We start from the raw sequence: 15,489 nt of genomic DNA, 5'->3' as shown, positions 1-15,489 counted from the left end.
TTCGGAAATCTCGTTATGCCCTATATGAGAGGTGCTAGCGAACGGCTGGATGACCTTGTCACAGCGCGCAAGATCGTCACATCCTCCCCGACATACTGGGCGCTACGCCTATTATCCGCGGCACCCGCGTACCGGTCTACGATATTGGCGCATCCGTAGCTGCTGGTCATTCGGTTGCGCGCATTAGGGAAGCCTGGCCTAACCTAAACGTGGAAAAGATAAGGCTCGCCTCAATCTATGCGAAAGCAAGCCCCTTGCGCGGCCGGCCCGCCGTCTCCGGCTCATCCCGACAGGTGCAATCGTCCAAATCCTGAACGGCCCAGATCCTCCGAAGGAAGGAAGATCTGCAAAAAGCCTCTTCGGCCTACACCGAAGGAGTGAGTAAAACAATCCCGGCAAAATTCAGAGGATTTTGCCGGGATTGCGAAAAACACCTTTAATCGAAGAGAGGGCGACCGGTCATCTGTGCTGATGCGTCGATCCCCATGAGCGCAAGTAGGGTTGGGGCGACATCTGCCAGAATGCCGTCATGCAGCGCGGCAATCTCAGGCCGGCCGAATAGGATGACCGGAACAGGATTGATCGTATGAGCCGTATGCGGCGCGCCGGTCTCGGGATCAATCATGGTTTCGCAATTGCCGTGATCGGCAATCACGAGAAGGGAACCCTGCCTGTTTCGCACGCTTTCGCAGATCTTGCCGAGCGCGGCATCCACCGTTTCGACGGCAACGATGGCCGCTTCCAAGCTTCCCGTGTGGCCGACCATGTCGGGATTGGCGTAGTTGACGACGACAAGATCGTACTCGCCGCCGTCGATGGCGGTGATCACTTTCTCGGTCAGTTCCGGCGCGGACATGAAGGGCTGCAGGTCATAGGTCGCCACCTTCGGCGAGGGGACCATGGTGCGCACTTCACCCGCATGGGGCGCTTCGAGCCCGCCATTGAGGAAATAGGTGACATGCGGGTATTTCTCGGTTTCCGCGAGATGGATCTGCGTTTTTCCAGCCTTCGAGACTGTTTCGCTCAGTCCGTCGGCAAGCGATTGCGGCGAAAAGAGCGTCCGCATGGCGGCGTCGAGCGTGGTGCCGTAGGAAACCATGCCGACCCCAAGGGCGATATCCGCCTTGCGCGACCGCTTGAACCCGTCGAAATCCGGCAGCAGCAGCGCCGAAAGGATTTCGCGGACGCGGTCCGAGCGGAAATTGGCGCAAAGGATGGCATCGCCATTCTGCAGGCCGCCATAATCGCCAATCACGCTCGGCGTCAGGAATTCATCCGTCTCGCCACGCGCCGCCGCCGCCTCGAGCGCCTGTTCGACGGAAGCCGCAGGGATACCCTTGCCCTCGACGATCGCGCCATAGGCTGCCGCAACGCGATCCCAGCGATTGTCGCGATCCATGGCATAGAAACGGCCGCTGACCGTGACGACCGCCGTATCCTCGGGAAGCCCGTCGGCAAGTTGCTTCAGATAATCTCCGGCCAATCCGGGCGGCGTGTCGCGTCCGTCGGTAAAGGCATGGACGACCGAACGGATGCCAAGATCGCGAAGCGTCCGCGCAAGGGCTGCGATATGAAGCAGATGGGCATGCACCCCACCCGGCGATACGAGACCAAGAAGGTGGCAAACGCCGCCCGTGCGGCCGAGCACATCGGGCAAGCCGCTCTCGGCAAGACGCTGGCGCAGACTGCCATCGGCGACCGCCGCGTCGATACGCGGCAGCTCCTGCATGACGATGCGGCCGGCGCCGATATTGAGGTGACCGACCTCGGAATTGCCCATCTGTCCCTCGGGCAGACCCACGGCAGGACCGTGCGTCGTCAACAGAGCATGCGGGCATTGTGACCATAGACGATCGAAATTCGGCGTGTTTGCCTGCAGCACGGCATTACCATGCGGCTCTTCACGCCAGCCCCAGCCATCCATGATCATCAGGACAGTCGCTTGTTTCTCGCTCACTACGTGCCTCCATCGTTACGGCCGCGGTCTTCGGTCATCTTCTCGCGCCGGTCAAGCACCGATGGCTAACCTTCGCTGCCGGGCATAAGCGCAGAGACGCCACCATCCACGAAAAGCGTGGTTCCGTCGATGAAATCTGAATCGGAGGAGACTAGGAACAGGATCGCGCGGGCGAGATCGTCCGGAACGCCTGGCCGGTCGCGCAGGTTGACGACAGGACGGGTCGGGTCGAACACGTCCTTGCCCACCGGTGAGCCGATCTTGTTCGGCACCACGCAATTGACACGGATACGATGCTTGGCGAGTTGTATCGCCAGCGAACGCGACAGATTGGTCACGCCTGCCTTGGCGGCCGTATAGGCGACAGCGCGCGGACGTCCATAAAACCCGGATGTCGAGCCGACATTGACGATGTTGCCGCCATGGCCCTGTTCCACCATCTGCTGGGCAAAATACTTGCTCATCAGGAAGGTGCCGGTGAGCGTCACTGCGATCACGCGGTCCCATTCTTCCTTGGATACGTCGAGAATGTGCTTGTTGTCACTGATGGCGACGTTGTTGACGAGGATATCGACCTTGCCGAAGCGTTGGGCGACCCCTTTGACGAGCGATTTGACGCCGTCTTCGTCGGCGACATTGGCGAGGAAAGGCTCGGCGGTGCCGCCGGCCGCGCGGATTTCTTCGGCGACCCGGCCGGCACGGTTCGCATCGATATCGGCAACGGCGATGCTTGCCCCTTCACGGGCCAGCAGCTTTGCCGTGGCCTCCCCGATGTTACGGCCGGCGCCTGTGATGACGGCTACCTGATCGATGAGTTTCATTCTGTCCTACCGTTCGTTGAAGTGAAGCAATCCAGCCGGCCATCCGTGCCGGCCGGGAAATCAAAGCTTGTTGTTCGTCCGCCAGCGGTCGAACCGGCGCTCGATCATTCTGAGTAGATTGGTGAGGATCACACCCGCCGTTGCGATCAGGATGATGCCGAACATCACCAGATCCGTCTGGAAAGTCGCGCCGGCAACGGAGATGAGGTAGCCGACACCGGCCTGAGCCGAATACATCTCGCCGACGACGATGCCGATCAGCGCGTGACCGAGGCCAAGGCGCAACCCTGTCAGCAGGAAGGGAACTGCGGCGGGAAAGGCGACGGTCAGGAACATCTGCCGGTCGCTCGCACCGAAGGACCGGGCGACCTTGACATAGTCGCGCTCGACAGTCTGGACGCCGGCGATCGTGTTGATGAGGATCGGAAACACGGCGCTGAGGAAAATGATCGCGAACTTCGAGCCGAGCCCGATACCGAACCAGATCATGATCAGCGGCAGGAGTGCGATGCGCGGTGTGGCATAGAGCGCCGAAATGATCGGATCGAGCGCCGCATCAAAGCGACGATACCAGCCCATCAGGATGCCGAGCGGCACGCCGACGATGATCGAAAGACCGTAGCCGACCAACAGCTCCAGTCCGCTGATCGTCAGATGCGGATAGATGCTGCCGTCGGCAAACATCTTGTAGCCGGTCGCGATGATGCGGCTCGGGGAGCTTGTGAACAGCGGGTTGACCCAGCCGAAGCTGACGACCGCCTCCCACAACAGCAGCGCTGCGATCAGGGTGACGCCGCCCAGCAGGGCATTTTCATTGCGCACCAGGAATTCATAGATGGTGAACTCGGATTTGCGCCGTCTCGGGATTTCTCGTTCTTCGGCCACGGATGTCATCTCGTTCCCCCTCACTGTACGCGCAGCAAACCCATGCGGGTGCTTTCCTCTTCGATCAGCCGCCAGATATGGCGGAAGATCTCCATGAAGCGCGGCGTGTGCTTCAAATCGAGCGTTCGCTCCTTCGGCAGGTCGATCTCGACGATCTCCTTCACCTTCGCCGGCCGTGCGGAGAACACGATCACCCGGTTGGAAAGAAAGATCGCCTCGTCGATCTGGTGGGTAATGAAAAGCCCGGTCTTTTGCGCTCGGTCGAGAATGCGCAGCAACTCGAATTGCATGAATTCGCGGGTCTGCGCGTCGAGCGCGGCAAAAGGCTCATCAAGCAGCAGCAGTTCCGGATCGACCGCAAGGGCCCTGGCGATGTTGACACGCTGGCGCATGCCGCCGGAGAGTTCGTTGGGATAGCTGTCCTCGAAGCCGGCGAGCCCGACGAGATCGACGAACGTGCGTGCGCGCCGTGCGATTTCCTCCTTGTCGGCGGCCTTCTGGATTTCCAGACCATAGGACACGTTGCGTTGCACCGTGCGCCAAGGAAAGAGCGAATCCTGCTGGAAGACGAGGCCGCGATCCGGGCCTGGCTTCGTCACTTCCCGACCGTCGATCAGTATCTTGCCGCCGTCGATCGAAACGAGCCCGTCGACCGCAGCAAGAAAGGTCGATTTTCCGCAGCCGCTCGGCCCGACGATGCTGACGAGCTCGCCCTCGCTGATGCTGAAGTCGATGCCGTCCAGTACGTTCAAATCCCGCTTAGTGCGTTGATTGTAATAGTTCAACTTGACGTTATCGGCCCTCAACTTGACCGGCGTTGTCTGCGACATGGTTTCTCCTCCTGCTTTGCGTGCCGTTTCAGTTGAGCGCCTTGAAGAAGCCTTCGCTATCGAGCGCATCAAGGGTCGTCGTATCGACGATCGTTTCCGGCTTGACGGAGGCGGCTGCCGGCATGGTGTTGGCGAGTTCGGCCAAAACGGCGGCGACACCGGGCATCGAGGGTCTGAGGTCTTGCGGGAACACCTTCTCCGAATAGAAGCGGAACGCCTGCTCCACCGCCGGCCCTTTCTCAAGCTTCAGGAACGACGCCGTCGTCTCCATTGCCTCGGCGGGATTGGCGCGGAAATCATGAAGCCCTTCGCCGATCGCCATGAAGAAGCGCTTGACCACGTCGGGGTGGGAGGAAAGGTAGTTCCGCGAGGCGACATAGGCCGTATTCGGATAGTCTTTGATGATCTCGGTCACGTCCACGAGCATTTTCGAGCCCTCATCGACCATCTCCTGCGTGCGCGGATATTGCGACATCAGCCCCTGAACCTGATGCGTAGCAAAGGCGGCCGCGCGCGTGCCTTCGCCGCCAAGCTGAAGGATATTGATGTCCGTCGTTTCAAGTCCGAGCGATTTCAGTGCGAACTTGAGCGCGGTATCGGTCGAGGAGCCGAACTTGCTGATGGCAATGCTCTTCCCACGCAAATCCTCGGGCGTCTGAATTGACGGATCGACGACAAGCTGGAACGGCAGCCTGTTGGCCATGCTACCGATGATGACCACATCCGCCCCGGCGACGGCGGCTGAAATTGAAGGGGTGTAGCCGTTCTGAGCAATGTCGATCGAGCCGCCCACGAGGGCCTGCGTCAGCACGGAACCACCCTCGACAAAGACGAGATTGACGTCCAGCCCGTGTTTCTTGAACAGGCCCTTTGCAAGCGTGTACTGGATCGGTGCGCTGGTCATGGTGAAGCCGTCATAGGCGACGTTCACTTTGGTCAGGGCTTCCTTCGCCGCTGCCGGCGACAGGACACCGGCAAGCAGGGTCAGACCTGTCGCCAATGCTGTTTTCAGAAAATTCCTCATGCTCTCCTCCCAGGTTTCGACTTGCCCGTCCCCGGCTCCCCCGAACCGTGGGTAAGGGACATAGCCAGGTTTTCAGTTCAACAGGCTCTGCATGCGTTCTTTGTTCATGGACTTCATGAGCTGGTCGACGAGACCGTTTAGCGGCAGCGGCAGCTTGACGCTCTGAGCCAGATCCAGGGCGACATCCATATCCTTCTCGGCCCACTTGCCCGTGCTTTTTCCCCAACGCGACAGCGACCAGTTGGCGCCGGACGAATGCATCAGCGCCGAGACCAGCGTCGGTACGTTTGCGCCGAGTTCTCTGGCAAGGCTGAGCGCTTCGAAGTTCGCGCAAATACACGCCCAAAGCAGCATGTTGTTGGCCGTCTTGGCGATTTGCCCGGTACCGCTGGGCCCTATATGCAAAATATTGCCGCTGAAGGCAGACAAGACGGGGCGGGCAGCTTCCAGCCAATTCGCCTCGCCGCCGGCAAACACCGTCAAGGTTCCATTGTCGGCGGCCTCCTGACCAAGCACCACCGGCGTATCGAGAACGCCGACACCCTTTTCGGCGGCTTCGCTTTCGAGTTGCCGGCAGGTCACCGGGGCAATCGAGCTTGCGATGCAGATGACCGATCCGGGGGCAAGCGATGCGAGAAGCCCACCTTCGCGAATGACCTCGACGACCTGCTTGTCGGTCTGCACCATGACGATGACGACGTTGGAGGTGCTGCCGACCGCCGCGATATCGGTTCGGGTGGGAATGCCGATTGCCTCAGACTTGGTGGTCGCTTCGGCCGATACGTCATAGCCCGAGACCGTAAAACCCTTTTCCTTCAGGTGGCGAGCCATCTGGTAGCCCATGGCGCCCAGGCCGATGACACCGGCTTTCGGCTTGGTATTCACAATTGCATCCATCATTTTCCTCCTGATCTAATTCAAGCCGCGCCGGCCTTGGACCGCACGGTGCGCAGCCGCTGCGTCGCTTCCACATCGAGTTGCGGACCATCGGGCCCTTTCACCAGCACCACGCCATAGTCGCGCCCTGCCGCCTCGATGGAGACATATCCTTGCCGGACATCTGCCAGCACCAATGCCAGATCGCGTGTCAGCGGATCGCCATAGCCGCCGCCGCCGGGGGTTTCGAGTTCGAACACATCACCTGCCTGCAGCGGATAATCCGCATAACGGGATGGCAGGCGCTTCCAGCTTTCTCCATCCGGATTGATCCGGATATCGCCGGTGCGGCCGGACAGGCCGTCGGAGTAACCCTCGGCCGGAATGACGTGCTTCGTAGACCGGATGGAGAAGCGGGCATCGGCAAGGTTGAGATATTTGCGCCGAATGCCGAGACCGCCACGGAACTTGCCGGCACCGCCGGAATCGCGGATCAGCTCGAAGGCAAGCAGGCGGGTTGGGAACTCGCTTTCAATGATCTCCACCGGCGCGATTTTCGCGTTGCTCTGGTTGACCGTCGTTCCCGAGGCACCGTCGCGGGTGGAACGGGCGCCGGCGCCGCCGCCGACGATCTCGTACTGAACATAGCTGCTGCCGGCATTCGTTTGGCGGCCGCCCAAGATGATCGAGCGGCTGCCGCAGCCATCGGCGCGCGAGCGTTCCGGCACCACTTGCCCAAGCGCCGCGAAGATTGCATCGACGACGGCGTGCACCGTGGGATTATAGGTATTCACCGGCGCCGGATAGCGTGGGTTCAGCACGCTGGACGGGCGAGTTTCGATGCTGAACGAGCGCAGGATGCCGCTTGTGATGAAGATGTTCGGATCGACCAGTGAGATCAGCGCATAGGCACAGGCCGCCTGGACGAGCGGAGGGCGGATGTTGGCCGGCCCTCGCGTTTGATCTGCCGCCCCGGTAAAATCGAAACGAAGCGCGTCTCCCTTCTTTTCCACCCGGACATGGATGCGTACGGGCTTCGACAAGTCGACGCCGTCGTCGTCGACAAAGCGCTCGGCTTCAAAAACACCATCCTTCCAGGTCTCGATGACCGCGCGTATCCGCCGCTCGGCGATCTCGCTCAGCTCGTTGAAGGCGGCCGTGCATTTGGTAAGACCGAACTTCTGCAGGAGCGCGCAAAGCCGGCGCTCGCCGAGGCGCGCAGAACCAAGCTGGCCACGGATGTCGCCAAGCACCAGTTCCGGTGTGCGGCTGTTGGCGGCAATAATCCGTTCGACGTCGCCAAAGGGCAGGAAGTTGCGCTGGTAGCGCACCGGCGGCAACTGCAGCCCTTCATTGAAGACTTCGCGCGCCTGACCGGAGCAACTCCCCGGCACCGGCCCACCTATATCCCCCTTATGCGCGATACTGGCGCAGAACGCGACCAGCGTCTGGCCGAAGAACAGCGGCGTGATGACCGCCATGTCCGGCGCGTGCGGGCTGCCGCCCTCGTAAGGGTCGTTGATGAGAAAAGCGTCACCGGGCGCGATATCATCGCCGAAGGTACGCAAAACTGCCTGCGTACAGGCAGGAAAGGCGCCGATGTGCAACGGAAGCACCACATGCTGGGCGATGATCGCGGCAGTGGCGTCGAGTAGGGCGCAGGAAGCATCTTGCGATTCGCGAATGATGGTGGAGAACCCGGTGCGAAACAGCGAGTTCTGCATCTCCTGCACGATGCCGCCGAGGCTGGCACGGATCACTTCAAGTTCGACGGCCGTTGGCTTGTTGTCGAGCGAAACGTTGCGCTGAAGCATCACGCGACCTCCGTTACGATGAGATTTTTGAACTCGTCAACCCGAACCTGCTGGCCGGGCAGGATGACCGTCGTGCAATCGAACTGCTCGACGACTGCCGGTCCGGTGAAGGCAAGCCCGACATCAAGGCGCTCGCGCTGATAGACGGAGCAATCGAGGCATTCGCCGTCGAACCGGACGGACCGCTGACCGAGGCAGGCATCGGCCAGCGTTCCACCGTTCGGCTGGTAACGCCTGGCATGAACCGGCGGCAAGAGACCGACCGCCTTCACTCTGTACGAGACGATCTCCACGGCCTCTTGCGCGGCCTTGTGACCGAACATGGCCTCGTGCTCGGCATCGAAAGCCTCGCGCACTCGCGCGAGATCTTCTCCGTCGCCGATCCCGCCGAGAGGAACCACCAATTCATAGCCTTGCCCGGCATAGCGCAGGTCCAGGGCCCGCTGGAGACGGATGCGGTCGGCCGGGAAACCCTCCTCCGCGAGATCGGCAAGCGCCTGCGCCTCCATGCCGGCAAAGATTGCCGCAAGCTCGCCGCACGCTGAACCATCGAGCGGTATCAGGCGCGATCGGACGTAGTCATGGGTCACGTCGGACATGACGAGCCCCATGGCCGAGAAGACGCCGGCATGCAGCGGCACGATGAAGCCGGCCATGCCAAGTTCGCGTACCATGCGGCCTGCATGGAGGGGACCGGCACCACCGAAAGGCAGCAGCATGAAATCGCGCAAGTCATGGCCACGCGTGGTCGAGATGGCCTTAATCGCCTCTTCCATCTTGACGTTGATGATGCGGATGACCCCTTCCGCCGCCTCCAGCGCATCCATGCCGAGTGGCCCGGCCACGTGGGTCTCGACCGCCTGACGCGCCTTCCGGGCATCGAGACGCATCTTTCCACCGAGGAAGTTCTCCTCCGAGAGATAGCCGAGCAGCAGATTGCAGTCGGTGATGGTCGGCTTGGTGCCTCCTCGGCTGTAGCAGGCCGGGCCTGGAATTGCGCCGGCGCTTTCCGGCCCGACCTGGAGGACGCCGAAGCGGTCGACTTCAGCGATCGTGCCGCCGCCGGCGCTGACCGTGTTGATGTCCATCATCGGGATTGCAATATCGCGGCCTTCGACCTTGCCGCGATTGGCGATCACGGCCGTACCGTTCTTGATCAGCGCCACATCACAGGAGGTGCCGCCCATGTCGAAGGTGACGATATCGCCGTGACCGCTCGAGCGCGCCATGGCCACGCTGGCTGTCACGCCACCGGCGGGCCCCGAGAGCACGGTCGAAACACCCTTCTTGGCCGTCGCCTCGAAGGTCGCCATGCCTCCGTTCGACTGCATGATGTATTTCTGCGGCGTCTTCACACCGGCCTCTTCGAGCCGGTCGGCAAGGCGCGCGATGTAGCGGGCAAGGACCGGCTGCAAATAGGCGTTGATCACCGTCGTGCTGAGGCGGTGATATTCACGAATTTGCGGCACGATTTCGCAGGAAAGCGAAACCTCGCAATCCGGCAGCTCTTCACGAACAATCTCGCGGATGCGCTCTTCGTGGCCCGGATGAAGGAAGGAGAAGAGCAGGCAGACGGCGACGGATTCGACATCCTGGCCGCGCAGTTCGCCGAGTGTTTCGCGGAGTGCCGCCTCATCGAGACTTTCAAGAACGCTGCCGTCATGCACCACCCGTTCCACGACTTCACCCGTCAGCGACGGCAAGACGATCGGCGCAGGCTTTTCATAGAGAATGTCGAAAATTGCCGAACCGTGCGGACGGGCCTGCTCTCCCACCTCATAGATACCGCGAAACCCTTTGGTCACGAGCAGACCAGTCTTTGCACCTTTACCCTCCAGAAGAGCGTTGGTACCGACCGTCGTGCCGTGGCAGAAGTAGTTCACGTCATCCGGCTGAACGCCGCGCGACAGAAGGATGTCTATTCCGGAAAGGATTGCCCGCGACGGATCGTCGGGGGTGGATGGAACCTTGGAAATCGACGTTTCCCCTGTCGTTTCATCAAGATAGACGAAATCTGAAAACGTTCCGCCCGTATCGACGGTGACGCGATAGCCTCCCATGCAGCAGCTCCCTGATACCATCCAGATGGCCGATACCTGGAAGAGGCAGGTGCCTCTTTCCGGCCGGCCAGATTTGTCATGGGGCAAACCTAGTGGCGTGAAGGACGCCTGTCCAAAACCGTTAAAAGCGGCGAGCTATAAGTTTTTCACTATGGCTTGACAGGGCCGGAAAGAGGCACTGCGGCATTGAAACGTGGGTCGACGATGATGGCGTAAGGCGCCGAAGCGCGGCAGATATGGCCAACCACTTCCTTCAGGAACGGGCCTATCAATTCGTCTTCCAGAGGCGAGCGCTCTTCACGCCTGCTCACCATGTAAAGCGTCCGGCTCGGTACGGGGCGCTCTATCCTGCGGATGGCGAAGATGCCCCGGCTGACGCCGTCAGCAACACTGCCATAGGGCAGAAGACTAGCGCCGCCTTCGGTGATACGCGCCCGGATCGCCGGCACCGATTGCATGTCGGATGAGATGCGTGGCTCCAGCGACAGGCGCTGCGCCATGCGACGGACCAGGGTTACGATGCCTCGCTCGCCGGCGAAGAAAAGCTCCTCCGATAGGGCATCTGCGAAGGAAATCGGGCTCTCGTCCAGGGTTTTTGCGCGCGCTGTGACGAACAGCAGTTCGTCCTCGATCACCGCTTCGCGGACGAGGCCAGACCGGCCTTCCACGTCATAAGCGAAGGCGACGTCGATTTCCCGGCGCTCCAGGGCGTTGATAAGGGCGAAGCTCAGCTCTTCGACGAACTTGAGCGAGGTTGCGGGCAGCCTTGCCCCCGCCGCAATCAGCACGTCGGCGCCGACAAGGCGCATATGGCTCGGCGTCAGACCGATGATGAAAGGCCGCGGCGCGACGCTGCCGGCCGCCGCCTGAACGTCCTTGAGCGTGCGATCGAGAAAGCGCTCGAGTTCGTTATAGCGTTCGTACAATATCTCGCCGGCCTTCGTCGGCGCGACACCGCGCGAATGTCGCTCAAACAGGCTAACGCCGATTTCCCGTTCAAGATCGCGGATTTGGATGCTGATGGCGGTCTGCGCAAGCTTCAGCCGCGCAGCCGCATGCGACATGCCACCGGTCTTGACCACCATTGCGAAATAGCGAAGCTGCCGCAGGTTTATGGTTTTATCTCCCCCCGCTGCTGGAAGGCGTCCCTGCCGATCCGCCTTCCATACGGCCCCATCCTTTCGGTGAGCCGGTCGATCATCTTGTCGAGAAAGGCAAACAGGCTCTTTTCCTGGATAAACGACGACGCACCGGTTTTCCGGTTGAGAAACAATGTGCGCTTCAACGTCGGTTCGCAGATCGGACAAGCGACGACCAGCCCCTGCTGGATTTCCTCCGCCACCACACCATAAGGCACGATGCTCGTTGCAGCTCCGCGCATGACCAACGTCTTGATTGCGGGCATCGACTGCACCTCAAAGGCGATATTCACGGGGATCCCTTGCCGGCGTGCCTCGTCATGGACCATGCGCCAAATGATATCGCGGTCGCTGACCAGCGCCAAATTCGTGCGGATCGCAGCTTCGAAGGAGATCGGCTCCTCCAGCACGCAAGAGCCGGCACTTGCCACGAAAAGCAATTCCTCCTCCATCAGCGGCACGGCGGAAACCTCCGGACGTTTCTGGAATTCATAGGCAAGCGCGAGATCGAGTTCACCGCGAAGCAGGGCGTCGACCAGAATGAAGCTCAGTTCTTCGACGATGCGAAATGAAAAGTGCGGAATCTCTGCACGTGCATCCAAAAGGAGTTCCGGTCCGATCAAAGCCTGAATGCTGGGTGTGACGCCGAGATTGACGACTTCCCGCCGTTGTGCGCCGGAGGCAATAACTTCCTGGCGTGCAAGGTCGATCGAGGAAAGGATGGCGAGCGCATGCCGATAAAGCACCTCTCCCGGCTCGGTAAGGGAAATCCCACGCGAATGGCGCTCGAGAAGTTGAACGCCCAGGCCTTGTTCCAATTGTCTGATCTGTTGACCAAGAGCGGTCTGCGCGACGTTCATTCTTTCCGACGCCCGGGTAATGTTCCCGGTCTCGACCACCTTCACGAAGTACCGGAGCTGTTTGAGATTAATGGTCTTCTCCCAAATCAACACATCGACGCGACGCTTTCGAAGCGGGCTGGGATGCCGCGTTTTAAGCAAAAACCCGATGCACTATCCGTCATGGATTACGGACCTTTAGGCAAGCTGAAATTGGATTGCAAGCTTGCCCAACGTCAAGAACAAAGACCGGCACCGTGCGTTCCGGTGCCGCTTGGACGCGCGAATGGCTGATCCTGCCGCAGATAGCCGTCGCCTGCGGTGCTGCCTTGCAGCTTGCCGCAAGCCTGTTTTCCTCGATCCGTTCGCTCCTGCACATGCACCGCCGCCGGCACCAGCCCGCCGGGTTATGCCGCATCGCAGCGAGCTCCAGATGGCCGTTATGATGTTGGCGGAGGCGGGAAGCGATAAATGCCTCCCGCCTCGATTCGATCCATGTTCAGTTGATGTAGATTGGCGCCGTCAATCATACGAAGACGGCGTGGGCCCGCACGGGAAAAGTCCCCATGCCGGCGATCTTCGGCGGTACGGCGCGGAAGCGAAAGCCGTCGAGCGGCAGCGCACCAAGGTTCGTCATGTGCTCGACAATTGGTATGCCGAAGCCAAGCAGAACCGAATGAACGGGCCGCGTCCCCCCATGACGTGTCATCGATGTTGAGAGAATCGATTCCGACCAAATGAGCACCTTGGTCACGCAGGTAAAGAGCGGCCTTCTCCGTGAGGAACGGGTGGCCTTCGAAATAGCTGTCCGTACCCCAGTGGCGGTCCCAGCCCGTGTGGATCAGAATGGCATGGCCGCGACATTTGATAGGTACGAAATGATGCCAGTCGATCACGCGCTCGGCCGCTCCGACGACCCTGACGACGACCCCGGGGACATCGGACACCCGCTCAAGCCCGAGCCCGGCGAGATCATGTCCCTCGGCGTATCGGTGAAAGGGGACGTCAATGTAGGTTCCGGTATTGGCGACCATATCGATGCGCCCAATCTGAAACTCCGTTCCGTCCGAGTAAATCTCCCGGGACTTGAGGCGCGAAAGATGATCACAGATTATCGGCGCCGGCAGCCCCTTGTACGTGATGATTCCGCTTTCAATCGTATGACTGAGATCGACAAAGACTTGGGCCGGGTGCTTGTCCGTGATCGCCACGTCAGCACTTGCGGTGCGCTTGTGCTTTTCTTCGATGATCTGCTTGTTGAGGATACGTACTTCCCCCACCATCAGCAGACGCATATCTCGAATGATATAGGTAGCAAGCGCGTCATCGTCGATGTCGTCGCCCTCGATATCAAGGCGAAAATCCTGCCCCTGGATGCCGCCACCGTTGGAAAACTCGACCTCAAAGTCGAAGCAAACTCTCTTCTCCACCATAGATCACACGTCCTTTTGACCCAAAACACGACGCGCTCTGAGAGCACGAACTTTCGCGCGGTTGCCGCATCCGCTTGCTGATGAGCACCATTGTCGCTTGCCCGGCCGCGAGGTGTCCTCGAATACCATTGCGCATCCGGGGCATTGCCGAATGCGCGCACGGCGGGGCGAGGCGATCAAATCGATGGCATCTTCCGCCAAAACCGAAAGAGCAGCTTCCACCGGATTTGCACCGACAAGAAAGAGGCCGCCATCCTGAAGCTGCGGCCTGAGAGGCATCTTCGCGGCCGCATGGTTCAGCTGACCAATGTCCCCCTGCCCCATGGGCCGGTCCTCGATAACGCATAAGCAGCACCGGAAAATTGCCTCCCGCAGCGACCGCGCGTCGTCAAGATGCGTGTCCGCCGGCATGCGTGGCGTCCCGTCCGACAGCCCCGCCCGCGCCAGCCATTCGCCGAAGGCAGCTACGCTTACAAGGCGCTCCCGTCCCTCCCCACCACGATTGCCGAACGTGTCAACAAAGTTGAGCGCTGGGCCGCCTGCAATGAATTCAAATTTGAAACGGCTAGACATGTAACCTGTTTAACAGGTGTTCACTGCGCAATCAAGCGGCGCAATCCCGGAGAAGCGCTCTGCAATAAGCGTTCGAGATGCAATCGCCGCTAATCCACCCACCACTGGCGGAACTCGCGCTCCAAAGACTGGGAAGTGCAGCCGCCTTTACATTTATATGATTCTATTCTTATTTAATAAGAATACTTATCGTTGTCTTATAACTGCCGGTCCTGTCAAATGAACGCATTCATTGCAGTTCAAAATCGGACATAGATTCCATGAAGTATGAGAAGAAGGACGCCAAGAGCCACTCGCGCCAGACGATGCGGGGCATTTGGGCCGCTGCACTCGTGCCTTTTAAGGCCGATCACACTGTCGACGAGGGAGGGGTGCGCAGAAACTATGAGCACTGGATAAGTGACCTGCAGATTGACGGCTTCTTTGTTGCCGGAAAACAGGGCGAGTTCTTTTCCATGTCCCTGGAAGAAAGGAAGCGAAGCTTCGAGATTGCAGTCGACGCGTGCGCCGGACGGGCGCAGACGATCATGTCATGTTCGGATCAAAACATGGATGTGGTCATCGATCTCGCCAAACACGCCCAGCGCGTAGGCGCAGATTACATCGTCGTCCATGCACCGATCCTTCATTTCCACCACGCTCAAGAACAGACCGTCTACGAGTACTACCGCACTATCGCAGAAAAAGTGGATATCGGGATCGCGCTGTGGAGCCACCCGGATAGCGGCTACCTTCTTTCCCCGCAGCTTTGCTCACAACTCGCCGATATCGAGAACATCGTCGCCATCAAATACAGCGTCCCCAGGCCGATGTATTCAGAGCTGACCAGGCTGGCGGGAGACCGCATCCTTGTCAGCACCGCATCGGAGGCAGAGTGGTTCGACAACATCACCGAGCTCGATTGGAAGCTGTATCTCTGCTCGTCCCCGCCGTATCTCCTTCAGACAAAGAATGACCTGCGAATGCGGAAGTACACCGACCTGGCGCTTGCAGGCAAAATCGACGAGGCGCGCGCTATCCGCGACAGCCTGGAGCCGGTTCGCAGGGCGTTTAGCAAATCTCGTCCTCTCGAAAAACCGCACGCGCATTCGAAGTACTGGCAAGAGCTTCTTGGCCAAACAGGCGGATACGTTCGGCGACCGCTACTGGAACTGACACCCGACGAGCGAGCGCTTACCGAACAGGCATTCCTGGCCAGCGGTCTTGGGCGTTAAACCTAAATATCAAGAATTGGGACG

The 15,489-nt window shown here is 60.1% G+C and carries 12 protein-coding genes and 2 pseudogenes; 2 read left to right on the top strand and 12 right to left on the bottom strand.

What is annotated here, in order from left to right; all coding sequences use genetic code 11:
- Positions 1-15: 15 nt before the first annotated feature.
- Positions 16-281, top strand: a pseudogene (locus LAC81_RS36365) (DUF433 domain-containing protein); the annotation flags it as partial.
- Positions 282-436: 155 nt separating this feature from the next.
- Here LAC81_RS36365 and gpmI read toward each other — a convergent pair.
- The 12 genes and pseudogenes from gpmI to LAC81_RS36305 form a co-directional block, all read right to left on the bottom strand.
- The gene (gene gpmI / locus LAC81_RS36360) at positions 437-1,930 is read right to left on the bottom strand and encodes a 2,3-bisphosphoglycerate-independent phosphoglycerate mutase (RefSeq protein WP_223731049.1); all 1,494 of its coding nucleotides are present in this window, start codon (positions 1,928-1,930) and stop codon (positions 437-439) included.
- Between the two features lie 92 nt (positions 1,931-2,022).
- Complete coding sequence (locus LAC81_RS36355; protein WP_223731019.1) at positions 2,023-2,778, bottom strand: SDR family NAD(P)-dependent oxidoreductase; 756 nt, start codon at positions 2,776-2,778, stop codon at positions 2,023-2,025.
- Between the two features lie 60 nt (positions 2,779-2,838).
- Positions 2,839-3,672: an ABC transporter permease gene (locus LAC81_RS36350; protein WP_223731018.1), complete on the bottom strand. Its 834-nt coding sequence runs from the start codon at positions 3,670-3,672 to the stop codon at positions 2,839-2,841.
- Positions 3,673-3,683: 11 nt separating this feature from the next.
- On the bottom strand, positions 3,684-4,493 hold the full coding sequence (locus LAC81_RS36345; RefSeq protein ID WP_223731017.1) for an ABC transporter ATP-binding protein: 810 nt from the start codon (positions 4,491-4,493) through the stop codon (positions 3,684-3,686).
- 28 nt (positions 4,494-4,521) lie between these two features.
- Positions 4,522-5,517: an ABC transporter substrate-binding protein gene (locus LAC81_RS36340; protein ID WP_223731016.1), complete on the bottom strand. Its 996-nt coding sequence runs from the start codon at positions 5,515-5,517 to the stop codon at positions 4,522-4,524.
- Between the two features lie 72 nt (positions 5,518-5,589).
- Positions 5,590-6,414, bottom strand: a complete 825-nt coding sequence (locus tag LAC81_RS36335; RefSeq protein ID WP_223731015.1) for an NAD(P)-dependent oxidoreductase — start codon at positions 6,412-6,414, stop codon at positions 5,590-5,592.
- A gap of 20 nt (positions 6,415-6,434) precedes the next feature.
- Complete coding sequence (locus LAC81_RS36330) at positions 6,435-8,207, bottom strand: hydantoinase B/oxoprolinase family protein (RefSeq protein ID WP_223731014.1); 1,773 nt, start codon at positions 8,205-8,207, stop codon at positions 6,435-6,437.
- Positions 8,207-10,267: a hydantoinase/oxoprolinase family protein gene (locus tag LAC81_RS36325; protein ID WP_223731013.1), complete on the bottom strand. Its 2,061-nt coding sequence runs from the start codon at positions 10,265-10,267 to the stop codon at positions 8,207-8,209. The genes LAC81_RS36330 and LAC81_RS36325 overlap by 1 nt, the downstream gene beginning before the upstream one ends.
- Positions 10,268-10,416: 149 nt before the next feature.
- A complete protein-coding gene (locus LAC81_RS36320) occupies positions 10,417-11,376 on the bottom strand; it encodes a LysR family transcriptional regulator (RefSeq protein ID WP_223731048.1) in 960 nt (319 codons plus the stop codon).
- A gap of 2 nt (positions 11,377-11,378) precedes the next feature.
- Entirely contained in the window at positions 11,379-12,356 is a 978-nt protein-coding gene (locus LAC81_RS36315; RefSeq protein WP_223731012.1) for a LysR family transcriptional regulator, read from the bottom strand.
- A gap of 415 nt (positions 12,357-12,771) precedes the next feature.
- A pseudogene (locus LAC81_RS36310) lies at positions 12,772-13,678 on the bottom strand (cyclase family protein).
- Positions 13,679-13,681: 3 nt separating this feature from the next.
- Positions 13,682-14,251, bottom strand: a complete 570-nt coding sequence (locus tag LAC81_RS36305) for a CGNR zinc finger domain-containing protein (RefSeq protein ID WP_223731011.1) — start codon at positions 14,249-14,251, stop codon at positions 13,682-13,684.
- Positions 14,252-14,511: 260 nt separating this feature from the next.
- On the opposite strand from LAC81_RS36305, the gene LAC81_RS36300 reads away from it, so the two are divergent.
- Positions 14,512-15,465 carry a dihydrodipicolinate synthase family protein gene (locus LAC81_RS36300; protein WP_223731010.1) on the top strand — a complete coding sequence of 318 codons (954 nt, stop codon included), beginning with the start codon at positions 14,512-14,514 and terminating at the stop codon, positions 15,463-15,465.
- Positions 15,466-15,489 lie beyond the last annotated feature (24 nt).

The sequence above is a fragment of the Ensifer adhaerens genome, assembly GCF_020035535.1.
Lineage (GTDB): Bacteria > Pseudomonadota > Alphaproteobacteria > Rhizobiales > Rhizobiaceae > Ensifer.
Note: the sequence above shows the minus strand (reverse complement) of the source record. Positions and strands in the feature narration are given on the sequence as shown.

Bases quoted from the DNA above. Each gene is read 5' to 3' on its own strand.
- gpmI (WP_223731049.1), bottom strand. From the start codon at position 1,930: ATGATCATGGATGGCTGGGGCTGGCGTGAAGAGCCGCATGGTAATGCC.
- LAC81_RS36355 (WP_223731019.1), bottom strand. From the start codon at position 2,778: ATGAAACTCATCGATCAGGTAGCCGTCATCACAGGCGCCGGCCGTAAC.
- LAC81_RS36350 (WP_223731018.1), bottom strand. From the start codon at position 3,672: ATGACATCCGTGGCCGAAGAACGAGAAATCCCGAGACGGCGCAAATCC.
- LAC81_RS36345 (WP_223731017.1), bottom strand. From the start codon at position 4,493: ATGTCGCAGACAACGCCGGTCAAGTTGAGGGCCGATAACGTCAAGTTG.
- LAC81_RS36340 (WP_223731016.1), bottom strand. From the start codon at position 5,517: ATGAGGAATTTTCTGAAAACAGCATTGGCGACAGGTCTGACCCTGCTT.
- LAC81_RS36335 (WP_223731015.1), bottom strand. From the start codon at position 6,414: ATGGATGCAATTGTGAATACCAAGCCGAAAGCCGGTGTCATCGGCCTG.
- LAC81_RS36330 (WP_223731014.1), bottom strand. From the start codon at position 8,207: ATGCTTCAGCGCAACGTTTCGCTCGACAACAAGCCAACGGCCGTCGAA.
- LAC81_RS36325 (WP_223731013.1), bottom strand. From the start codon at position 10,267: ATGGGAGGCTATCGCGTCACCGTCGATACGGGCGGAACGTTTTCAGAT.
- LAC81_RS36305 (WP_223731011.1), bottom strand. From the start codon at position 14,251: ATGTCTAGCCGTTTCAAATTTGAATTCATTGCAGGCGGCCCAGCGCTC.
- LAC81_RS36300 (WP_223731010.1), top strand. From the start codon at position 14,512: ATGAAGTATGAGAAGAAGGACGCCAAGAGCCACTCGCGCCAGACGATG.